Below are 20,121 nucleotides of genomic sequence, written 5' to 3' on the forward strand. Positions count from 1 at the left end.
TGGGACGCCGGGGAGGCGGTGTCGGTGGCCGGCGCCATGATGGGTCGTGTGACGTGGCGGAGCTGGCCGGTGGTGAGCCGCCTGGAGTGGCGCACCGCGGTGCTCGCCCTCCTGGCGGCGCTGGCTGCTGCCTCCTCCGCCGTGGTCCTCGCCGTCGACCTCGCCACCGGTGGTGGGCTGGCGATCGCGCGGGGTGTGGTGGCTGCCACGTGCGCGGCCGCCGTCGTCGTCGCGGGGCTCCTGGTGTGGCGCCGGCGCGTGAGCGACGCCCAGGCCGGCGTGCTGCTGCACCTGGGGGCGGTGGCCACGGCGGTGTCCGGCGTGGTCCAGCCCGACCTCGGCTGGCAGTGGCTCAGCGCCTCGGCGCTCACCGCCATCCCCGTGGTGGGCGTCATGCACCTGCGCGGCTGGGGGCTGCTGTCGCTCACCGCGGTGGCGTGCCTCGGTGCGCCGCTGGTCTTCGCCGCGTGGGAGCCGCGGTCGCTGCTGACGCTCATCGCCTCGGTGGCGATGGCCGCCGTGCCCGCCGTGGTGGTGGGCGTGGTGTGGGCGCTGGCGCAGCAGCTCGACGCGGCGCGGGCCGCTGCCGCCCGGGCGGCCGGGCTGGACGAGCTGACGGGGCTGCTGAACCGGCACGGGCTGGCGATGCGCGTCGGTCCGCTGGTGCGGGCGGCGGCGCGCGCCGGGGAGCACGTGTCGGTGGTCGTGGCCGACGTCGACCACTTCAAGCGCGTCAACGACACCCACGGGCACCTCGTCGGAGACCGGGTGCTCGTGGCCGTGGCCGACGCGCTGCGCGGCGCCGTCCGCGAGGACGACCTGCTCGTGCGCTGGGGCGGGGAGGAGATCGCGCTGGTGGCGCGCGGGGAGGCCCGGCGCGTGACGCGGCTGGCGGAGCGGCTGCGGGTGGCCGTGGAGGACGTCGACGAGCCGGGCCTGCCCCGCGTCACCGTCAGCCTGGGCACGGCCAGCACGCCGGCCCCCACCCGCACCAGCGACGACGGCGCGTCCGAGCTGTCGGCGCGTCTGCTCGACCGCGCCGACGCCGCGCTCTACGAGGCCAAGCGGACCGGGCGCAACCGGGTCTGCCACAGCGGTCTCCTGCACCCGACGAGCCCGCCGAGCTCAGTCCTTGCCGCGCCCGCCACTGCGTCTGCGACGGTCCCGATGACCCTGGCGGCAGAACCGTCGGTGGTGACCCTCCCCGCGGACCCCGTGGTCGCCCTTCCCGGCACCGCCGTCCCTCCCAGCACCTGACGCGCTGCGCTGCCCGGCGCGACGGGCCTGGGAGCTGCGCACGCCCCCCCCCGGGAAGGGCTCAGGTGCTGCGACGGTCGAGCGCGGCTTCGATCCTGTCCACGGCGTCGGCCGGGCGCTCGTGCTCCCACACCCGCAGCGGCAGCCAGCCCGCCGCGAGCAGCTCGGCGTCAGTGCGGGCGTCGCGCTCGCGGATGCTCGCCAGCTTCACCTCCCACCAGGCGCGGTTGGCCTTCGGGACGTGCAGGTGCTCCGGGCAGGAGTGCCAGAAGCAGCCGTCGACGAACACCGCCACGCGCCGCCCGCGCAGCACCACGTCAGCGCGTCGCCGGCGGCTGGTGCCAGCTGGTGTCGCATCCACGAGGTAGCGGTGGCCGCGGCGCCAGAGCTCGCGGCGCACCGCCAGCTCCGGCGCGGTGTCCCGCCTGCGGTTGGCGCGCATGGTGCGCGCCGCTGCCGGCGATGACGGCGGCGGCGCCGGTGGCACGACGGTCGGTCGCGTCACCACCACCAGCCCGTCCAGCTCCGGGTCACCCGCCACACCCGGCACCCTGCCCGCCACCCCTGACACCTCGTCCCCCCCGTGCGCACCTCCCGCGGGACGTCAGGGAGCGGCCGAGGAGGCCCCAACCTGGCCCGCCAGCGCCGCCAGCTGGAGGCGGCTCTCGTCCTCGCTGCCGGGGACCGCCGTCATCACCACGATCTTGAGGTCGGCGTCGCCGTCGGTGAGCACGTCGCAGTCGACCGTCGTCGGTCCGACCGCAGGGTGGTGCACCACCTTGTGGTCGGCGCGGTGCGCCCCGACGGCTCCGGTGGCCCACAGCGCGGCGAAGTCCTCGCTGCCCTCCGACAGCTCGCGCACCACCGCCGCCAGCGCCCGGTCCCGCGGGTACCGCCCGCTGGCGCGCCGAAGGTCGGCGACCACGGCCGCCCGGACCGCGGTCTCGTCCACCGACACCACGGGCCAGCGCGACAACCGGCGCCCACCGGCCACGACCGTGCCGCCCCCGTCAACGCCCCCGTCATCGGCCTCTGCCGGCAGGAAGCCGGAGCGGGCGAAGTTGCGCCACCTCTCCGGGACCTCCAGCGGGTCGCCGAAGAGGCCGGCCCACGTGCGGTTCCACCACAGCAGCTGCCAGTCGGCGGCGAACACCGCCACCGCGGCCGTGCCGTCAAGGCGGGCGAGCATCCGCTGCACCCCGGGGGTGATGTGGCGGGGCACCGCCTCCCGCGAGAGCGGAGCCAGCCCGGCGAGCCGGAAGAGGTGGTCGCGCTCGCCATCGTCCAGCTGCAGCGCCCGCGCCAGCGCTCCCGCCACCTGCGGCGAGGGCGAGGTGGCCCGCCCCTGCTCGAGCCGCACCACGTAGTCGACCGACAGCCCCGCCAGCTCGGCGAGCTCCTCGCGGCGCAGCCCGCTGGTGCGCCGCCCGCGACGGGCGGGCAGGCCCGCGGCCGACGCCGGCAGCCGGTCCCGCCACAGCCGCAGGGTGGTGCCGAGCCCGGTCGTCAGTCCGGTCGTCAGCCCCGTCGTGCCCTCCACGCCCCCATGCTCCCCCGCCGAGGCCCAGCACCGTGAGGGCCCGGCCTGGTACCGCTGGTCCTACGGTCACCGGCTGCCTGGTGCGCCTCGTGCGGCGGCCCGCAGGCTGGAGCCATGACCACCACCTTCATCACCGGGGCCAACAAGGGCCTGGGCCGCGAGACCGCCCGCCGCCTCGTCGAGGCGGGCCACACCGTGCTGCTCGGCGCCCGCGACCGCGAGGCCGGCCGCCGCGCCGCCGAGGAGGTCGGCGCGCGCTTCGTGCAGATCGACGTCACCGACGAGGCCTCGGTCGCCGCCGCCGCCGCGGACGTCGAGGCCCACGAGGGCGTCGTCGACGTGCTCGTCAACAACGCCGGCGTCGCCGGCTCCCCCGGCGGGCCCGCGGACCTCACCGCCGACGACGTCGCCGCCGTCTTCGACGTCAACCTCCTCGGGGTGGTGCGCACCACCCGCGCCTTCCTGCCCCTGCTCCGCCGCTCGGACGACCCGGTGGTCGTCAACGTGGCCAGCGGCCTCGGGTCGACGCGGATCACCCACGACCCCTCCCGCATCGAGTCGACCGTGGTGGCGCCGGCGTACACGGCCTCCAAGGCGGCGCTCATCATGCTGACCACCCAGTACGCCAAGGGCCTGCCCGACGTCCGCTCCAACGTGGTCGACCCCGGCTACACCGCCACGGACCTCAACGGGCACAGCGGTCCCCAGACGGTGACCGAGGGGACGGACGCCGTGGTGCGCCTGGCCACCGAGGGCCCGGGCCACGGGTCGGGCCGCTTCCTCGACCGCCACGGCGAGATCGCCTGGGGCTGACCGCGGCGTGTGAGGCGATCACCGGCGGGTACGAGGCGTGTCGTGAGCGACACGACCCAGACCCCCCAGACCCCCCAGCCCCTCGCCCAGCCCCGCGGCATCCACCACGTCCGGCTGTCGGTGACCGACATCGAGCGGTCGAAGGCCTTCTACACCGCGCTCGTCGGCGCTGAGCCCGCCCTCGACAGGACGGCCGAGCTGAGCTCCGACCCCGGCGCGGTGGACGACCCGCAGAGGTTCTTCGGCGGTGCGGTGTTCGAGCTGGGCGGCCAGGTCCTCGGTCTGCGCCCGGTGCCCGCTGCGAGCGGCCAGACCTTCTCGCCGGACCGTCCGGGCCTGGACCACATCAGCCTGGCCGTCGACTCCCGCACCGACCTCGACGCCGCGTCGGCCCGCCTGGCCGCGGCGGGCGTCGAGCACGGTGAGGTCATCGAGATCCCCGCGCAGGGGATCGCCGTCCTGAGCCTCCAGGACCCCGACGACATCAACCTCGAGCTGACAGCCCCGCTGGGCTGACGGCCCGCGCTGGCCGCCGCCGGCGTCGTCGTCCTGCCCCGCGCTGCGGAGCAGGACGACGACGGTGGTGCGGGCCGGCGGGACCGCCCGCTGGCGCTCAGGCGTGGTTGGCGTGCAGCACCTGGTCGGCCGGGCCGAGGCGGTCCGACGCCGTCATCTTCTGGTGCCAGTACGGGTACTGCAGCGGCTGGCGGCTGACCTCCTCCAGGGCCGAGAGCTCGTCTGGCGAGAGCTGCAGGGAGGCGGCGGCGAGGTTGTCGGCCAGCTGCTCCTCGGTGCGGGCCCCGACGATCACGGAGGTGACGGTCGGCCGGGCCAGCAGCCACGCCAGCGCCACCTGCGCGCCGGACACGCCGCGCCCCGCGGCGACCTCGCGGAGCACGTCGATGGTCGCGAACAGCCGGTCGGGGGTGTTCACCGGCGGCTCGTGCCAGTCGCCGAGGTGGCGCGAGCCCTTCGGCCCCTGCACCGAGCCGTCGGCGCCGCGGGTGTACTTGCCCGACAGCAGACCGCCGGCCAGCGGACTCCAGATGAGCACGCCCAGCCCCTGGTCGGCGGCGAGGGGCAGCAGCTCGTTCTCGGCCTCGCGGCTCTCGAGCGTGTAGTAGATCTGCTGCGCCACGGGCTTGACGAGCCGGTCGCGCTCAGCGGCGCCGAGCGCCTTCATGAGGTGCCACGCGGAGAAGTTCGACACCCCCACGTAGCGGACCTTGCCGGAGTCGACGAGGTGCGTCAGCGCGGCCAGGGTCTCCTCGACGGGCGTCTGCCCGTCCCACTCGTGCAGCTGGTAGAGGTCGATGTGGTCGGTGCCCAGGCGGCGCAGGCTCGCCTCGCAGCCGCTGATGACGTGGTGGCGCGACAGGCCGCGGTCGTTGGGCCCGTCCCCCATGGGGAAGCGGACCTTGGTGGCGATGAGCCAGTCGTCCCGCTGGCCGGCCAGCGCCTGCCCGACGATCTCCTCGCTCAGCCCCGTCGAGTAGGCGTCGGCGGTGTCCACCAGCGTGACGCCGGCGTCCCTCGCCATGGACAGCTGGCGCTTGGCGCCGTCCAGCTGGGTGTTCCCGAAAGCCGCCAGACCGCCGCCGAAGCCGGCCGTCCCCATGGTCATCGTCGAGACCTTCAGCCCCGACCGTCCGAGCGCTCGCTGCTCCATGCGTCCCAGCCTCGCAGGTGGCCCACGTCACCCCACGAGGCAGGTGGCGCGCACCACACCCCGGACTGAACGGCGTCGAACAGGTGTTGACGCAGAGGACGGGTCGCACCGGGCACACCGGTCGACCAGCACGAGCCACCCGAGGGGGGCGTACGAGAAGGTGAGCACCGCGAGCGCACGACGCACCACCACCAAGAGCACCACGACGACGAGCGAGCGGGCCCAGATCCGCACGGTCGAGACTCCGGTCCGTCCGCTGCCGGCCGTGTCGCAGCTGCACCTGCCGAGCAAGCCGGTCTCCGACCGCATGCGCACCGCGGTGAGCGCCGCGGCGATGCGCGAGACGATCGCCGAGTGGCTGGAGGAGGCAGGTCCGCTGGGCCCGAAGGCGCTGCGCGACCTGGCCGTGGCCGCCCACGTCCCCTACGACGTGGTGCGCGGCATGACCCGTCGCGAGGCCACCGGCACGGTCCCGCCCGGTCTGGCGGCGCGGCTGCTGTGGGCGATGGGCGAGCCCCTGCGCCCCGACCTGCGCCAGGCGCTCGCGGAGGACCTCGCCGTCGAGGCCCCTGCGGCCTGACACCGCTCGTGCGGTGACCGGAGCCCAGGCAGCGTCAGCAGAGGACGCCGGGGCTCTCGCGGGGGTCCTCGTCAGCCGGGGCCGCGAAGACCCGCTCGCGGCGGCCCCGCGGCCCCGCGGCGGGCAGGGCGGGCGAGGCCGGGTCCGCTGACCCGACCCGCCGGCCGGTCGGACCGACGGCGCTGTCCGCGGGCCTCCGGGCTCGGCGCCGCTGCTCCGCCTCGCGCTCGCGGCGGCGTTCGCGCAGCTGCAGCGCGAGCTGGGCCTGGTACTCCGCCTGCACGTCCGTTCCGGCAGTGCTCGCACCGCCCAGGGACCTGATCGATGCGATCGCCATGCACGTACGGTGCCCTCGGACGCCCACCCACAACACCCAGTGACCTGCGATGACACTCTGTCAGCGCATCACCACGACCGGGCCGGCCCACCACCCCGTGCGGGGGGATGGGCCGGTCCTGGTGCACCAGCTGCTGTCAGCTGAGCGTGCGCGGCTGCTGGTCGGGGTCGTTCAGCTCAGCGGCCTCGAGCAGCGAGCGGACCGTCGCGGCGTCGGCCGGGGCGGGCGTGGCGACGTCGCCGTCCTTCGCGTAGGGCATGACGTAGACGGGTCGGCCGTTCTCGGCGCGCCAGCTGCGGGCCAGGGGGCCGCCGTCCACGGCGTCGTACCCGAGGGTGTCGAGGAAGGCGACGGCGACCGCCTTCGCGTCGTCGTCGTCCCCGAAGATCGGCAGGGCGGCGCGGGCCGGGTCACCGGCGGGCTTGGACAGGGCGGCCAGCGCGATGGAGAAGATGTTGTTGAACACCTTCACCAACGACGCACCGGCCAGGTGGCGGGCCACGAGCTCGCTGGTGGTGGCGCTGTGGTCGTCGAGCTCGGCGATGTGGCCGTCGCGGTCGGGGTAGTAGTTGTTGGTGTCCAGGACCACCTTCCCCGCGAGCTGCTGGGCGGGGAGCTCGCGGTAGGCCTTCAGCGGGACGGTGACGACGACGAGGTCGCCGGCCTCCGCGGCCTCGGCCGCCGTGGCGGCACGGGCGCCCTCACCGAGCTGGGCGACGAGGTCGGCGAGGGTCTCCGGGCCGCGGGAGTTGGCGATGACCACGCGGTGCCCGGCGTCGACGGCCAGCTTGGCGACGGTGCCGCCGATGTTGCCGGCGCCGATGATGCCGATGGTGTGGGTGCTGGGCTCGCCGCTGGTCCGGCCGGTGGTGTCAGTGGTGCTCATGCCCGTGCCAACACCGGTGCCTCAGCGCACGTTCCCCGGTCCTGGTCGCCGTCGTGCTCGGCCCGGGCGCCCGCCGCGGCGAGCGCCGCGAACGCGCCCCCGGCCGCGGCCAGCTGCTCCGGCGGCCCCTGCTCGACCACACGACCGGCCTCCAGCACCGCGACGGCGTCGGAGCCGGTCACGGTCGAGAGCCGGTGGGCGATGAGGATCGTCGTCCGGCCGCGGCGGACCTCGTCGAGCGCGGCCTGCACGGCCCGCTCGGTGCGGTTGTCCAGCGCCGAGGTGGCCTCGTCCAGGACGAGCACCGCCGGGTCGCGCAGGAGCGTGCGGGCGATCGCCAGGCGCTGCTGCTCGCCGCCGGAGAAGCGGTGGCCGCGGGCGCCGACGAGGGTGTCGTAGCCGTCGGGGAGCTCGGTGATGACGTCGTGCACCTGGGCGCGGCGCGCCGCCTCCTCGATCTCCGCGTCGCTGGCCGAGGGGCGGGCGTGCCGGAGGTTCTCGCGGACGGTCGCGTGGAGCAGGTACGTCTCCTGCGAGACCACACCGACCACCGAGGCGAGCGAGGTCAGCGAGAGGTCCCGCAGGTCGGTGCCGTCGAGCAGCACCCGCCCGGCGCTCGGGTCGTGCAGGCGCGCCACGAGGGAGGCCAGCGTCGACTTGCCCGACCCGGTGCGCCCCACCAGGGCCAGGGAGGTGCCGGCGGGCACCACGACGTCGACGTCGGACAGAGCGGCCCGGTCGGCGCCGGGGTAGGTGAAGGAGACGCCCTCGAAGCGGACCTCGCCGCGCACGCGGGCCGGGTCCAGCGGCACGGGCCGCTCCGGGTCGGCGATGTCCACGCGCAGGTCGAGGTACTCGAAGACGCGGCTGAACAGCGCCATCGACGCGGTGAGCTGCACGCCGACGTCCAGCAGGCCCATGAGCGGCCTGAAGATCGCCGCCTGGAGCGCGGTGAACGCCACCAGCGTGCCGACGGTCATGCCGCCGGAGGTGACGGGCAGCCCGGCGGCGAGGTAGATGAGCGCGGGGATGGTGGCGAAGACGACGTTCATGGTGGCCATGCGCCAGCGCCCGGCCAGGGAGGCGCGGACCTCGAGGTCGACCAGCTCGGCGGACGTCGCGGCGAACCGCTGCGCCTGCACCTCGCCGGTGCCGAGGGTCTTGGTGAGCAGCGCCCCGGAGACGCTGAGCGACTCCTCCACCTGGTGCTGCAGGTCGGCGAGGCGGCGCTGCTGGGCGGAGGTGATGGAGCGGCGCAGCAGCGCCACGCGGCGGGTCAGCCACACCGCGGGCGGCAGGACGACGAGCGTCAGCAGCGACAGCCGCCACGACAGCGCCGCCATGGCCACCGCGGTGCCGACCACGGTGGTGGCGTTGGACGCCAGCGACGTCGCGGTGGACGTCACGACCGACTGCATGCCGCCGATGTCGTTGGTGAGGCGGGAGGTGATCTCGCCGCCGCGGGTGCGGGTGAAGAAGTCCATCGACTGCCGCTGCAGGTGCGTGAAGACGGACGTGCGCAGCCGGTGCATCACCTGCTGCCCGACACCGGTGGAGATCCACGTCTGCACGACGCCCAGGAGCGAGGTCACCGCGGCGACGGCGACCATGCCGGCCACGGCGAGCACGAGCAGGCGCACGTCGGCGTGCGGCAGGGCGTCGTCGATGACCGCGCGGACGAGGAACGGCGAGGCGAGCGACACCACCGACGAGGCGACGATGAGGACGACGACGAGCGCGACCTGCCAGCGGTGCGGCCCGAAGAGGGAGGCGATGCGGCGCAGGGAGACCGGAGAGCGGCGCAGCTGCTCGCGGTCGGCCGGGTCGGTCCTCGCGGGACCTCCTCGGAACTGACCGCCGCGCGGGCCGTGGCCGCCGGAGTTGCTCCTGGTTGCTGCGAGCGTGGTGGTGGGGACGGGGGGACTGGGGGTGGGGCTCGACGTGGTGACCACGTCCCTTCTGCGGAGGGTGGGAGATGCTGAGGTTACCTCACGATGAGGTAAGCGCTCGACATCGCGCTAGCATTCCCCGGTGACTTCCAGCCACGACCCCGCAGCCGGCCGGGCCGACACCGAGGCCGACACCGAGGCCGACACCGAGGCCGACACCGAGGCCGGCACCGGGTCGAGCGCCGGGTCGAGCGCCGAGCTGGCAGACGCGCTGCTGGGCGCCGCGCGCGGGCTGCGCCGCCAGTTCCACGCCGCGCTCGAGCCCGCCGGGCTGTCTCCGCACCACGCCCGCGCCCTGCGCGTCATCGCCCACGCCGGCCACGCCGGCCACGCCGGCGACCACGGCCCTGCGGACAGCAGTGCCGAGGGCGTGCGCATCTCCGAGCTGGCCGCTGCCCTGCGCATCGCGCCGCGCTCGGCCACGGAGGTGGTCGACGGCCTCGTCGACCGCGGCCTCGCGCAGCGCAGGGCCGACCCGGCCGACCGGCGCGCCGTCGTCGTCGTCCTCACCGAGGGGGGCCGCGAGGCGGTCGCGCACGCCGAGCGGGCCCGCGCGCGGGCTGCCTCGGAGCTGTTCGGCACCCTCACCGACGACGAGCGCGCCTCCCTCACCGCCCTCCTGCGCCGCCTGACCCCCTGACGGTCGCCCCGCACCTGGGAGGTCACTGAGCGGTTGCCGCAGCACCGCTGGATCGGGCGGGTCGCAGCGCAGCGCCGCCCTACCGTCGGAGCGTGCCCTCCTCCCCCGCTCTCGACGACGCCTCGCCGCGCCACCGCATGATGCGCAGGCGTCGCCGCACCCTGCGCATCGCCGGGGCGGTCGGCGCGGTGGTGCTGCTGAGCGGCGCGGCCACGGCGTACGGCGTCTACCAGCACCTCGACAGCAACATCACCAGCGCCGACATCAGCAAGCAGCTGGGCGGGGACCGGCCGGCCGTGGTGGCCAAGGGCGCCGAGAACATCCTCGTGCTGGGGTCCGACAGCCGCGCCGGCACGGGCACGGAGTACGGAGCGGGGCTGACGACGGCGCAGTCCGACACGATGCTGCTGGTGCACCTGTCCGCGGACCGGAAGTGGGCCGCGGCGGTGAGCATCCCGCGCGACTCGTGGGTGTCAATCCCCAGCTGCACCGGCACCGACGGCACCACCACCACACCCCGCCAGGCCAAGATCAACGAGGCGTTCACGCTCGGGTCCGAGCACGGCGGCACCGCCAGCGGCGCGGCATGCTCGATCAAGACCGTCGAGGCGGCCACCGGGGTGCACATCGACCACTTCGTGGTGGTCGACTTCGAGGGCTTCAAGGACATGACCACCGCCCTGGGCGGCGTGCCGGTGTGCACCACCGAGCCCGTCGTCGACCCGAAGGCGAACCTCGACCTGCCCGCCGGGCAGCACGAGCTGGAGGGCGAGCAGGCGCTCGCGTTCGTCCGCGAGCGCCACGCCATCGGTGACGGCTCCGACCTCGGCCGCATCAACCGGCAGCAGCAGTTCCTCGCCTCGATGGCGCGCACCGCCGAGAGCGAGCTCACCGACCCGACGGCGATGTACGGCTTCCTCGACGCCGCCACCAAGTCGATCACCACCGACTCCGGGCTCGGCAGCCTGTCCGCGCTGGCGTCCCTGGCGGAGTCGGTGAAGTCGCTGCCGCCCAGCCAGCTGCAGTTCTTCACCGTGCCCAACCACCCGCGCAGCGACGTGGTGAAGTCCGACACCGCCAACGTGCTGTGGAGCGAGCCGCAGGCGAACGCCCTCTTCGGCGACCTCGAGCACGACGTCGACCCGACCGCCGCCTCCCCGACGACCAGCACGGCGACCAGTACGACGACGGGTAGCGCGGCGCAGCAGCCGTCCGCCTCGGCGACCCCCTCGCACAGCACCACCAAGGGCTCCGGCCACCACTCGACGACGACGACGACGCCGAGCCCGTCCGCCAGCACGCCGGCCGCTCCCCTGACGCCGTCGGTGACCGGCGCCGACGAGGCCTGCACCGTCACCTGACGGCCGGTCGCGCCCGCGCAGCAGCGGTCACACGGTGACGAGGGTCCGGTGACGACGGCTCAGCGACGACGGCTCAGAGACAACGACTCAGGGGAGCAGGGCCCTGCGGACGGTCAGCCGCAGCGCCTCGCGGCGCCGGGCGTGGTCGGCCTCGTCGTCGCCGGCGGAGGCCGTGAAGGTGCCGCTCACGGGCGACCAGGTGCCGGCCAGCGCGATGACCACCGAGTAGACCTCGTCCGGGCGCAGGTCGGCCACCACGCGCCCGGCGGCCTGCGCGGCGGCGATGGCGTCGAGCTTCGGCTGGGCGAGGTGGCGGTGCCCGCGCAGGACGTCGCCGGTGGGCACCCTCTCGAGCCGGTTCCAGCTGGTGAGGCGGACGAGCTCCGGCTCGCGCAGGTAGGAGTCGTACAGGCGCACGGCGTACCCGGGCAGGTCGTCGGCGTCGAAGGGCACCGCGTCGACGATGTGCCGGAGCTGGTCGTCGAAGACGGCGTCGAACAGGCCGTCCTTCGAGCCGTGCCAGGAGTACATCTGCTGCTTGTTGACCCCCGACGCCGCGGCGATCCGGTCCACGCGCGCTCCGGCGATGCCGTGCTGCGCGAACTCCGCCGCTGCGGCGTCGAGCAGCCTCCGCCTGCTGGCCTCCCCGTCCCTCACGCCGGGAGACTAGCGGGTAACCAACTAGTTGGTTAGGTTGGTGGCATGGCCTCGCAGACGCAGCTGCCCCGGATCACGAGCCCCTTCACCAGCCGCAGCACCGCCCTGGAGGTGGCGCGCGGCACCGACCTCGCGGGCCGGGTCGCGGTGGTCACCGGCGGCGCCTCCGGCATCGGCGTGGAGACCGCGCGCGCCCTCGCCCACGCCGGCGCCGAGGTGGTGCTCGCCGTGCGCGACACGGCCGCCGGACAGCGCACCTCCGACGACGTCGCCGGGACCGCCCGCGCCGCAGGCTCCTCCGCCCCCGCCCCGCGGGTGGAGGAGCTCGACCTGGCCGACCTCACCTCCGTCGACGCCTTCACCGACCGGTGGGGCGCAGCACCCCTGCACCTGCTCGTCAACAACGCCGGTGTCATGGACACCCCGCACGGGACCACCGCCCAGGGCTGGGAGCTCCAGCTCGGCACCAACCACCTCGGTCACTTCGCCCTGGCCACGGGGCTGCACGCCGCGCTGGCCGCGGGCGCTCGCGAGGTCGGCGAGGCGCGCGTCGTCGTCGTGTCCTCCAGCGGGCACGGAGCCTCCCCGGTGGTCTTCGACGACCTGATGTTCGAGCGCCGCCCCTACGACCCGGGGCTGGCCTACGGGCAGTCGAAGACGGCGAACGTGCTCTTCGCCGTGGAAGCGACCCGCCGCTGGGCCGACGAGGGCATCACGGCCAACGCCCTCATGCCCGGCGGCATCTGGACCCCGCTGCAGCGGCACTGGTCGGCGCAGCAGCGCGCTGCGGCCGAACGGCAGCTGCGGGAGGCGGAGGCCTCCGGCGCCTTCCACATGAAGACCCCGGAGCAGGGCGCCGCCACGTCGGTGTTCCTCGCCACCTCACCGCTGGTCGCGGGCGTGGGCGGTCGATACTTCGAGGACTGCCGCGAGGCGGAGGTGGTGGACGAGGTCCGCGGCATCACCGGGGTGAGGGCCTACGCTCTCGACCCGGAGGCCGCCCGCCGGCTGTGGGAGGTCAGCGAGCGGCTGGTCGCCGACGCACGGGCCTGAGGGCCGCCTCAGCGCGGCGGGCCGATGACCATCGTCCCGTCCAGGGCGACCCCGGGCCGGCGGCCCGGTCGCACGCCCCGCGGCGGGGTGCCCTCCAGGACGACGACGGCGGGCCGCACCCGTCCGGTGAAGCGCACCTCCGCGGGGCCGCGTCGCGGCTGGCGCAGCGCGGCGGTGAGGCTGACCCGCAGCCCGCGCCCTCCGGTGACGCGCGCGGTGACGGTGAGGTCGACGCCCTCGGCGAGCACCTTCGCCGTGCGGGGTGCTCGGTCGGCGGGCTCGCGCTCGGTGTCGATGACCGCGAGCTCCTTCGGCAGCCCCCACCCCTCCCGGCCGCCGGCACGGGAGGCCTCGGAGTCGACCACCATCCACGGCACCCAGCCGCTGCGGGGCGACAGCGCCACCGCGGTGAGCGCCTCGCGGTAGGGGCCGACGGGCGTGTCCGCGTAGTCGACGACGGCGAAGCCTCCGGCCCTCAGCGCTGGAGCCCGCAGGAGCGCGGGGACCACCACGGCCTGCAGCCGGCACGTCCACGGCGGTGGCGGTGGGGTCACGCTCCGACACTAGGCGCCGGGTCGGACGGCTGCCGCCGGTGAGCGCTCCGGGACGGGGGGCCGAAGCTGCAGCAGGGCGGGAGGCGGAGCAGGGGCTGGCACGGTGGTCGGGTCGGAAGGCCAGGCGGCGACCGGGCGCGGACGGTGCGTGCGCGACCCCTGGTGCTCGTGATGCTGCTGCGACGGCCGAACCCCGGCTGACCAGCGGCGTTCTCGTACCGGACGCGCGAGGACCGGCGTGTGCTCCGCCGCTGGTGACAGCGCTGCCCCTACCGTCGGAGGTGCCGTCGAGGGACGGCGCGGGGGCAGCCAGGGGGCGGACGTGGACGAGCACACCATCGACCTGAGGACGGCGCCGCGTGCGCCGCGCAGCGCCGACGCCCACGGCGGCACCGAGAAGCCGCTCACGACGGTCGAGCTGCCTCCCGGCCCCGCGCTGAGCGGCCAGCCGAGCGCCACGGTGCCACTGCCCCGCCGCGCTGGCACCGGCCCTGCCGGACGTGGCCCCTCTGCCGGCCCGGTCCTCGGAGCACCCGCCTCCGCCGGCACACCCTCCCCCACCCAGGGCCGCGCGCCGGCGCCCGGTGCGGGACAGCCCTCGGCGCGGCGGTGGCGCAAGCGCAAGTACGCCGCGGTGGCCGCAGCGTCGGGGATGGTGGCGCTGCTGGTCGGCATGGGGATCGGCGGAGCCGGGAGCACCTCGCGCATCGCAGCGGCGGACCACCGCGCCGACGCCGCCGTCCAGCAGGCCCACGAGGCCGAGGCCGCCATCGCCGGCGCCCACGAGCAGATGGCGCAGGCGCAGCAGGCCGCTGAGGACTCCGCCGCCGCCCAGGCGACCACGGAGAAGGCCCGCGCCAGCGCCCAGGCCGCCGCCGACGCGGCGACCGCCCGCGTGAACGACCTGCAGGCCCAGCTCAGCGCGGCGCAGTCCGCCGCGGCGAAGGCGTCCTCGTCCTCGTCGCTCTCGTCCTCGAAGACCAGCGACGACGCGCCCGCCGCGAAGGAGCCCGCGGAGGCTCCTCGCGGCTCCTCGGTCAGCTACGCCAACTGCACCGCGGTGCGCGCCGCCGACGCAGCTCCCCTGCACACCGGTGACCCGGGCTACAGCCGCAAGCTCGACCGCGACGGGGACGGCGTCGCCTGCGAGTGAGTCGCCGCCCCCCGCGGCCCAGGAGGCGCTGCGCTCAGGTCTCCGGCGTCAGGGCGTTGAGCTGGAGGCACCACGCGTCGCCGTCGAGGGCGGCCACCTGCCAGCGGTCCCCGGACCAGACGAGGTAGAGGTCGGTCTCGGCGCGGTACCCGAGAACGGGGCCCTGCGTCCCGTCGCTGCGGTGGACGACGAGATCGGAGACGTCGACGGTCGTGTGGACCAGCGCCGCCTCGCCGTCGGTCCCCACCACCGTGAGCGCCGGCGCGTCCATCCCGGGCTCGCCGAGGCGTGCGCCTCGCGCCTGGGCCTCCTGGACGGGCGCTGCGAGCTCCTGGCAGGTGGAGCAGCTCGGCGCCTGCGCTGCCGCGAAGCCGGCGAAGTCGCCGGTGCGGTAGCCGTGCTCGTAGGCGGTGACGAAGGCCCGGGCGGCCGCGGCGGCACCCTCGGCGTCCGGAGTGGTGACGGGCGTGGAGGACGGCTGGTCCGCCGGAGGCGCTGCGGCCCGGCGAGGCCTCTCCTGCTCGGTGTGCGGACGGCCGCCCCCTGACGGGTGCGGCCCGGCGAGCACCGACGCGGACAGCAGCAGCGCGAGCCCGACGGCTCCGGTCAGCAGCCCCGCCACGACCCCGAGGCTCACGAGACCGACGACGCGCCAGCGGCGGCGACGCCGCTCGGGGTGCGGTGGCGTCGGCACGGGCGGGAGCTGCTGGTCGACCATGGTGGTGAGGCTAGGAACGGAGCGACAGCTCGCGCTGATCTTGGTCTCCGGGCTGTGGATGACCGCTCAGGGGCGCTGCCCGCGCTGCACGGCGCAGCGCGCGCTGCGCTGCTCGCCCTGCGCTGCTCAGCGCGCCGTCCCGGGTGCTGTGATCGCCCGTGCGACGCTGTCGCCGTGGGTCTCCTCGCTCGCGGCGCCGCCGCCGTCCTGGCGCTGAGCACCGCCGCCGCTCTCGGCGGGTGCGCGCTGCTGACCACGGACGAGACCGACGCAGCGGCTCCGTCGACGGCGCCGCCGCTGACCACGCCGTCGTCGTCCTCGTCGGCTCCTACCGGCGGCGGGGACCCGGCGAGCGCCGGCTACGCCGTCCTCGAGACGGACGACAGCACCGGCGAACCGATCCGGTACAGCTCCTGCCAGCCCGTCCGGTACGTCACCCAGCTCGACGGCGCACCGGAAGAGGTGGAGCGGCTGGTCGCCGACGCCGTCGCCACGGTCTCGCGCACCACCGGGCTGACGTTCGTCGACGAGGGCAGCACCGACGAGGAGCCGTCACCCGACCGCGAGGCGCAGGTGGCGCAGTACGGCGACGACCGCTGGGCGCCGGTGCTCATCGCGTGGACCGACGACACGACCATCCCCGACCTCGCGGGCGACACCGTGGGCCTGGCGGGCAGCCAGGCGTACACCGACGCCGACGGCCGCAGCGCCTACGTCAGCGGTGACGTCATGCTCGACGGACCCGACCTCGCCGACATCCTCACCGAGCGCAACGGACCGGCGCAGGTGCGGGCGGTGGTCGTCCACGAGCTGGGTCACCTCGTGGGCCTCGACCACGTCGACGACCCGACCCAGCTCATGTTCGCCGAGGACAACCCCGACGTCGTGGAGCCGGCCGCGGGAGACCTGGCGGGGTTGGAGGCCATGGGCGCCGGTCCGTGCGTGGAGGACCTCGCCACGCCCTGACCGGAGCCGGGGCCGGCGCGGCCCGGGGTGCCGGCGCTGCGGCTCAGGTGAGCTGACCCGCTGCTCCGACGACGACGAGCACCGCCGACAGCAGCAGCGCCGCCGCGCTGAGCGCCACCCCCGCCACCGCAGTTCGGCTCGCGGGGGTCCGCCGGCGCACCGCGACGACCGAGACGGCGAGGCCCGTCGCACCGAGGAGCCAGGCGGTCGTCCGGACGGTCGGGCCGAGGGCGGGCAGCAGGCCGGACAGGACCGTCACGAGCAGCGCCGCGGCGCCGAGGGCGGCGGCGATGAGCACCAGGTCGTCGGTGGGCGCCTCGGTCTCGTAGGGCGCTGGCAGCGCACCCGTGCCCTCCTCAGCGGCGTCGGAGATGGGGCTGCTCCTGACGTCGTCGCTGCTGCTCCCGTTGCTGCTGACGGCCTCGACGCCCGTGACGTCGTCGTCGAGGGGACCGGCGGGCACCGGTGCGCGCGGGGCGCGGTCCAGCGCCGCCGGGACGCGCGGTGCGCGGTGGTCGGACACGCACTCACGGTAGCCACGAGCAGCGGAGCAGACCCGAACACGGCCGGATCAGGCTGCTGCTCCGAACGGGTGACGCGCTGGCGGGTCGGCTCGCTCCTGCGCACGGGGCGTGCGGGGCGGCCGATCAGGTCCCGGACACCACGAGCACGGGAGCGGCGCCCAGCATGACCAGACCAGAGGTGGCGGACGCGCACGCCCTCGCGTCGTCGGCGGAGACCTCCACGGCAGACGCGTCACCGGCAGACGCGTCACCGGCAGACGCGTCACCGGCAGAGATGGCTGCGCGAAGGTGGGCGGTGTCGACGGCGCACGCCGCTGGGCCGGTCGTGCGGTCCGCCCAGCTGCTGGGGCGGAGCGCCGGTCTGGTGGCCCGAGGCGCCGGCTTCCTCGCGCGGGGCGCGGCGCACCCCGCGCTGTGGTCGGCGGTCCGCCGTGGCGCCGCGCAGGTGGGCCCCGGCTGCCGGGGGCTGCACCGCGGCCTCGTGGCGCTGCTGCTGTGGCTGCCCCGGACGCTGCACCGCGTGCTGCTGTGGGCCTCCGGCACGGACCACGCGGTGCTGCGGTCGGTGACGGCCAAGGAGCGGGCGGGCCAGGAGGCCCTCGGTGCGGTGATGTTCGGGTCGGCGCTGCTCGCCGGTGGCTCGTCGTACCTGGCGTTCCAGATCCTCACGGGAGGGTCGGCGCTGGCGTCCGCGGCCCTCGGCCTGTGCTGGGCCGCGATGGTCTTCACCATCGACAGGTTCTTCGTGCTGAGCGCGGGCCGGTCGGACCGGTGGTGGAAGAACGTGCTCACCGTGGCGCCCCGCCTGGTCATCGCGGTGCTCATCGGCCTGGTGGTCTCCACGCCGCTGACGCTGGCGGTCTTCGACCGGGAGATCGGCGCCGAGATGGCCGCGATGCACCAGGAGCAGAAAGCTGAGAGCGTGCAGCGGCTGAGCACGAACGCCCAGTTCGGGGTGCTGCCCCAGCTGCGGGACCAGCGCGAGGCGCAGCTGGCGACCGCCCGCACGGCGACGTCGGCGTCGGCGGTCACCGACGACCCGGCCGTGCGCGACGCCCAGGCGCGCGTGGACGCGGCCGCCGCAGCGCTGGCCGCCGCCCAGCAGGACGTGACGTGCGAGGCGGAGGGCCGTTGCGGGTCTGGTGAGCCGGGCGCCGGGGCCGCCTACGCGAGCAAGGTCGCCGCGCGCGACACGGCCACCGCGGCGCTGGCCGCGGCCCAGGGCGAGCTGGCGGCGGTCCAGGCCACGGCTCGTGACGGGGCGGCCTCGTCCCGCGCCGACGCCGCGAGCGCCGCACAGCGGCTCGACCAGCAGATCACCGCGCTCGAGCAGCAGCAGCGCGACGCGGCCGCGGTCGAGGCGACGGCCATCGACGCGGACACCGGGCTGCTCGCGAGGCTGTCGGCCCTGCACCGCCTCAGCAGTGAGAACGGCGTGCTCGCCAGCGCCCACTGGCTCCTCTTCGCGTTCCTCACCGCGCTGGAGGTGATGCCGGTGCTCGTCAAGCTGCTCCTGAGCCTGGCGAAGCCCTCCGCCTACGAGGAGGCCCTGGCCGCACGGTCGGAGGAGCTGCGGGCGCGGGCCACGTGGGTGAGCGCGGCCCGCGAGCGCGAGCTGGAGCGGCGCGAGGATCGCCGCGTGCTGCTGGAGCAGGCGGAGGTCGACGGGCTGCTGGCCTTCGCCGAACAGAAGGTGGGCCGCCAGCTGCACCTGGCCGAGCAGGAGGCCGCTCGGGCCGACGCGCTGGTGGCCACCCGGGAGGGGCTGCGGCTGGAGCGGGAGCGGATGCGCACGCTGCGGGCGCTCAACCTCGACCGGCTCGCCGAGGGGCTGCCCCCGCTGGACCTCGACAGCGGCTCACCGGTCGGCGCGGTCGACACCCCCGTCACGGCCGGCGCGGAGAGCCCGGCCGGTGGTGCCGGCCAGGTCGGCGCTCACCGCCAGGTCGGCGTGGTCGGCCCCGTCGCGCCGGCGGAGCCGGTGGCGCCTGACCTCCGGTCCACCTCGCTGCTGCTCCCCCACCCGTGGGACCCGCGGGAGCCGGTGGCGGTCTACGACCTCCGGGACGTGCTGCGCCGTCCGCCAGGCCGGCCCTGACAGCAGAGTCCCGCCGCGATCGGCGGAGATCGCCGGTGGTCTGCGGAGACTCGCATCGAGGGGCCGCGACCGGGTGCCCGCGCTCAGGTGGCCCGACCACCTCGCCAGCGCAGCACCTCCAGGGCGGTGGCGACGGCGAGCGCGTCCTCGGCCAGCGGGCGGGGCAGCAGCTCGTCGGCGCGCGCCAGCCGTCGCAGCACGGTGTTGCGGTGGGTGAACAGCCGCTGCGCGGTGCGCGTGACGCTCCCCAGCTCCCGCACGTGGGTGAGCACGGCGTCCCGCACCTCCGAGGGCGCCTCCGCCAGAGCGCCGAGCGTGTCGCCGATGAACTCCTCCACCCGCGCCGGGTCGGCGGTGACCAGGTCCACGAGCTTCACGTCCTCGTAGCGCACCACCTGCCGGGGTGAGGTGAGCCGGGCGAGCAGCCGCTGGGCGGTCAGCGCGTCGAGGTGGCTGCGGCGGAAGCCCTCGACGTCACGGCCCGCCCGCCCGAGGGCCACCCGGACCGACGGGGTGGCCACCAGGTGACGGGCGAGGTCGTCCGCAGCGACCTCCCCGGCCACCGGCAGCCACAGCCACAGCGCCGTCGCCCCCGCCACCACGGTGAGGCGGCGACCGGTTCCGGCGGCGCGCGCCACGGCGTCGGCGGCGGCCTCCATCCGGTCGGTGCCCGCCTCGGTGGTCCAGACGACGGCGGCGGTGTGCGGGCCGGTGAGGCCGTACCCGAGCTGCACCTCGGCGCGGGCCCGGCCGATGGGCGCTCCCTCCAGCAGCAGCGTCACCACGGCGCGCCGCTCGGCGTGGGCACCGCGGGTGAGCTCGGCGCGCTCGGCGTCCATGTGCTCCACGACGGCGGCCACCGTGTCGTCGAGGAAGGTGGAGATGGACAGCGCCGAGACGTCGAGCAGCTCCCGCAGCAGCGCCGGGTCGTCGGTGAGCTCGAAGCAGGTGGCCGTCCACTGCCGCCACACGACGCCCTGCACCGCGCGGTAGGCCTCCAGGGCGCGCTGGTCGAGTCCGCGGCGGACCAGGTCGCGCGCGGTCTCCAGGGCCTCCGGGCCGGTGCCGGCGGGCACGCGCGCACCGGGGTCGCGGACGTTGGCGGTGGCCCACAGGAGCAGGTTGGCCTCGTTCGTGCGGCGGACGGCGGCCGCGAGCACCGGGTCGGCGGCCACGGCGCGCATCCTCCCGGTGCTCAGCGACGCCTCGTGCAGCTGCGCCACCCAGGTGGCGCGCACGTCGAGCGCCGTCTGCGCACCGCGGCGGAACAGCTCCCGCACCTCGGTCGACGGCTGTGGCCAGTCAGCATCCGCCCCCACCACCACCGCAGCATCGTGCACCACAGGACGGCGCCACCGGTGCACGG

The 20,121-nt window shown here is 75.6% G+C and carries 21 protein-coding genes; 10 read left to right on the plus strand and 11 right to left on the minus strand.

The features are described 5' to 3' along the window. The first annotated feature begins 48 nt into the window (after window positions 1–48). Entirely contained in the window at window positions 49–1,257 is a 1,209-nt protein-coding gene (locus tag FMM08_RS14185; protein WP_187279758.1) for a GGDEF domain-containing protein, read from the plus strand. A 61-nt stretch (window positions 1,258–1,318) separates the two neighbouring features. Here FMM08_RS14185 and FMM08_RS14190 read toward each other — a convergent pair whose 3' ends face one another. Together FMM08_RS14190 and FMM08_RS14195 are read right to left on the minus strand one after the other, a co-directional pair. Further along, window positions 1,319–1,699, minus strand: a complete 381-nt coding sequence (locus FMM08_RS14190; protein ID WP_147927172.1) for a very short patch repair endonuclease — start codon at window positions 1,697–1,699, stop codon at window positions 1,319–1,321. A gap of 162 nt (window positions 1,700–1,861) precedes the next feature. Next, window positions 1,862–2,797: a helix-turn-helix transcriptional regulator gene (locus tag FMM08_RS14195; protein ID WP_222710781.1), complete on the minus strand. Its 936-nt coding sequence runs from the start codon at window positions 2,795–2,797 to the stop codon at window positions 1,862–1,864. A 114-nt stretch (window positions 2,798–2,911) separates the two neighbouring features. On the opposite strand from FMM08_RS14195, the gene FMM08_RS14200 reads away from it, so the two are divergent. Together FMM08_RS14200 and FMM08_RS14205 are read left to right on the plus strand one after the other, a co-directional pair. Further along, on the plus strand, window positions 2,912–3,610 hold the full coding sequence (locus tag FMM08_RS14200) for an SDR family NAD(P)-dependent oxidoreductase (RefSeq protein WP_147927043.1): 699 nt from the start codon (window positions 2,912–2,914) through the stop codon (window positions 3,608–3,610). A gap of 42 nt (window positions 3,611–3,652) precedes the next feature. After that, window positions 3,653–4,126, plus strand: a complete 474-nt coding sequence (locus FMM08_RS14205; RefSeq protein WP_222710782.1) for a VOC family protein — start codon at window positions 3,653–3,655, stop codon at window positions 4,124–4,126. 97 nt (window positions 4,127–4,223) lie between these two features. Here FMM08_RS14205 and FMM08_RS14210 read toward each other — a convergent pair whose 3' ends face one another. Further along, entirely contained in the window at window positions 4,224–5,279 is a 1,056-nt protein-coding gene (locus tag FMM08_RS14210; protein ID WP_147927044.1) for an aldo/keto reductase, read from the minus strand. A gap of 160 nt (window positions 5,280–5,439) precedes the next feature. On the opposite strand from FMM08_RS14210, the gene FMM08_RS14215 reads away from it, so the two are divergent. Next, window positions 5,440–5,859, plus strand: a complete 420-nt coding sequence (locus FMM08_RS14215) for a hypothetical protein (RefSeq protein WP_147927045.1) — start codon at window positions 5,440–5,442, stop codon at window positions 5,857–5,859. A 34-nt stretch (window positions 5,860–5,893) separates the two neighbouring features. Here FMM08_RS14215 and FMM08_RS14220 read toward each other — a convergent pair whose 3' ends face one another. The 3 genes from FMM08_RS14220 to FMM08_RS14230 all read right to left on the minus strand — a co-directional run bounded on the left by FMM08_RS14220 (window position 5,894) and on the right by FMM08_RS14230 (window position 8,887). Beyond that, the gene (locus tag FMM08_RS14220; RefSeq protein WP_147927046.1) at window positions 5,894–6,196 is read right to left on the minus strand and encodes a hypothetical protein; all 303 of its coding nucleotides are present in this window, start codon (window positions 6,194–6,196) and stop codon (window positions 5,894–5,896) included. A 136-nt stretch (window positions 6,197–6,332) separates the two neighbouring features. Then, window positions 6,333–7,082, minus strand: coding sequence for an NADPH-dependent F420 reductase (locus FMM08_RS14225; RefSeq protein ID WP_147927047.1), 750 nt, complete (start codon window positions 7,080–7,082; stop codon window positions 6,333–6,335). Then, window positions 7,079–8,887: an ABC transporter ATP-binding protein gene (locus FMM08_RS14230; protein ID WP_369431730.1), complete on the minus strand. Its 1,809-nt coding sequence runs from the start codon at window positions 8,885–8,887 to the stop codon at window positions 7,079–7,081. The genes FMM08_RS14225 and FMM08_RS14230 overlap by 4 nt, the downstream gene beginning before the upstream one ends. Before the next feature lie 226 nt (window positions 8,888–9,113). On the opposite strand from FMM08_RS14230, the gene FMM08_RS14235 reads away from it, so the two are divergent. Beyond that, on the plus strand, window positions 9,114–9,671 hold the full coding sequence (locus FMM08_RS14235; protein ID WP_222710783.1) for a MarR family winged helix-turn-helix transcriptional regulator: 558 nt from the start codon (window positions 9,114–9,116) through the stop codon (window positions 9,669–9,671). A gap of 92 nt (window positions 9,672–9,763) precedes the next feature. Continuing rightward, window positions 9,764–11,032 (plus strand): LCP family protein, encoded by a 1,269-nt coding sequence (locus FMM08_RS14240; RefSeq protein WP_147927049.1) that lies wholly within the window; start codon window positions 9,764–9,766, stop codon window positions 11,030–11,032. 87 nt (window positions 11,033–11,119) lie between these two features. Here the strand turns inward: FMM08_RS14240 and FMM08_RS14245 are convergent, their stop codons facing one another. Beyond that, window positions 11,120–11,689, minus strand: a complete 570-nt coding sequence (locus FMM08_RS14245) for a TetR/AcrR family transcriptional regulator (RefSeq protein WP_147927050.1) — start codon at window positions 11,687–11,689, stop codon at window positions 11,120–11,122. 45 nt (window positions 11,690–11,734) lie between these two features. Between FMM08_RS14245 and FMM08_RS14250 the strand changes: the two genes are divergently transcribed. Then, window positions 11,735–12,742 (plus strand): SDR family NAD(P)-dependent oxidoreductase, encoded by a 1,008-nt coding sequence (locus FMM08_RS14250; protein WP_187279759.1) that lies wholly within the window; start codon window positions 11,735–11,737, stop codon window positions 12,740–12,742. An 8-nt stretch (window positions 12,743–12,750) separates the two neighbouring features. On the opposite strand, the gene FMM08_RS14255 is transcribed toward FMM08_RS14250, so the two are convergent. Then, entirely contained in the window at window positions 12,751–13,296 is a 546-nt protein-coding gene (locus FMM08_RS14255) for an acetoacetate decarboxylase family protein (protein WP_147927051.1), read from the minus strand. 322 nt (window positions 13,297–13,618) lie between these two features. Between FMM08_RS14255 and FMM08_RS23425 the strand changes: the two genes are divergently transcribed. Next, window positions 13,619–14,449 (plus strand): excalibur calcium-binding domain-containing protein, encoded by an 831-nt coding sequence (locus FMM08_RS23425; RefSeq protein WP_222710784.1) that lies wholly within the window; start codon window positions 13,619–13,621, stop codon window positions 14,447–14,449. Window positions 14,450–14,483: 34 nt separating this feature from the next. On the opposite strand, the gene FMM08_RS14265 is transcribed toward FMM08_RS23425, so the two are convergent. Then, window positions 14,484–15,167 carry a DUF6318 family protein gene (locus FMM08_RS14265; RefSeq protein ID WP_147927052.1) on the minus strand — a complete coding sequence of 228 codons (684 nt, stop codon included), beginning with the start codon at window positions 15,165–15,167 and terminating at the stop codon, window positions 14,484–14,486. A 174-nt stretch (window positions 15,168–15,341) separates the two neighbouring features. Here FMM08_RS14265 and FMM08_RS14270 point away from each other — a divergent pair, with 174 nt between their 5' ends. Next, the gene (locus FMM08_RS14270) at window positions 15,342–16,133 is read left to right on the plus strand and encodes a matrixin family metalloprotease (RefSeq protein ID WP_147927053.1); all 792 of its coding nucleotides are present in this window, start codon (window positions 15,342–15,344) and stop codon (window positions 16,131–16,133) included. Window positions 16,134–16,176: 43 nt separating this feature from the next. Here the strand turns inward: FMM08_RS14270 and FMM08_RS14275 are convergent, their stop codons facing one another. Beyond that, window positions 16,177–16,656: a hypothetical protein gene (locus tag FMM08_RS14275; protein WP_147927054.1), complete on the minus strand. Its 480-nt coding sequence runs from the start codon at window positions 16,654–16,656 to the stop codon at window positions 16,177–16,179. 296 nt (window positions 16,657–16,952) lie between these two features. On the opposite strand from FMM08_RS14275, the gene FMM08_RS14280 reads away from it, so the two are divergent. After that, window positions 16,953–18,755, plus strand: coding sequence for a DUF4407 domain-containing protein (locus FMM08_RS14280; RefSeq protein WP_147927055.1), 1,803 nt, complete (start codon window positions 16,953–16,955; stop codon window positions 18,753–18,755). 83 nt (window positions 18,756–18,838) lie between these two features. On the opposite strand, the gene FMM08_RS14285 is transcribed toward FMM08_RS14280, so the two are convergent. Further along, on the minus strand, window positions 18,839–20,098 hold the full coding sequence (locus FMM08_RS14285) for a PucR family transcriptional regulator (protein WP_439653565.1): 1,260 nt from the start codon (window positions 20,096–20,098) through the stop codon (window positions 18,839–18,841). Window positions 20,099–20,121: the final 23 nt, after the last annotated feature.

The organism is Quadrisphaera setariae, from assembly GCF_008041935.1.
GTDB lineage: Bacteria > Actinomycetota > Actinomycetes > Actinomycetales > Quadrisphaeraceae > Quadrisphaera > Quadrisphaera setariae.

Bases quoted from the DNA above. Each gene is read 5' to 3' on its own strand.
- FMM08_RS14220 (WP_147927046.1), bottom strand. From the start codon at position 6,196: ATGGCGATCGCATCGATCAGGTCCCTGGGCGGTGCGAGCACTGCCGGA.
- FMM08_RS14200 (WP_147927043.1), top strand. From the start codon at position 2,912: ATGACCACCACCTTCATCACCGGGGCCAACAAGGGCCTGGGCCGCGAG.
- FMM08_RS14210 (WP_147927044.1), bottom strand. From the start codon at position 5,279: ATGGAGCAGCGAGCGCTCGGACGGTCGGGGCTGAAGGTCTCGACGATG.
- FMM08_RS14190 (WP_147927172.1), bottom strand. From the start codon at position 1,699: ATGCGCGCCAACCGCAGGCGGGACACCGCGCCGGAGCTGGCGGTGCGC.
- FMM08_RS14265 (WP_147927052.1), bottom strand. From the start codon at position 15,167: ATGGTCGACCAGCAGCTCCCGCCCGTGCCGACGCCACCGCACCCCGAG.
- FMM08_RS14225 (WP_147927047.1), bottom strand. From the start codon at position 7,082: ATGAGCACCACTGACACCACCGGCCGGACCAGCGGCGAGCCCAGCACC.
- FMM08_RS14250 (WP_187279759.1), top strand. From the start codon at position 11,735: ATGGCCTCGCAGACGCAGCTGCCCCGGATCACGAGCCCCTTCACCAGC.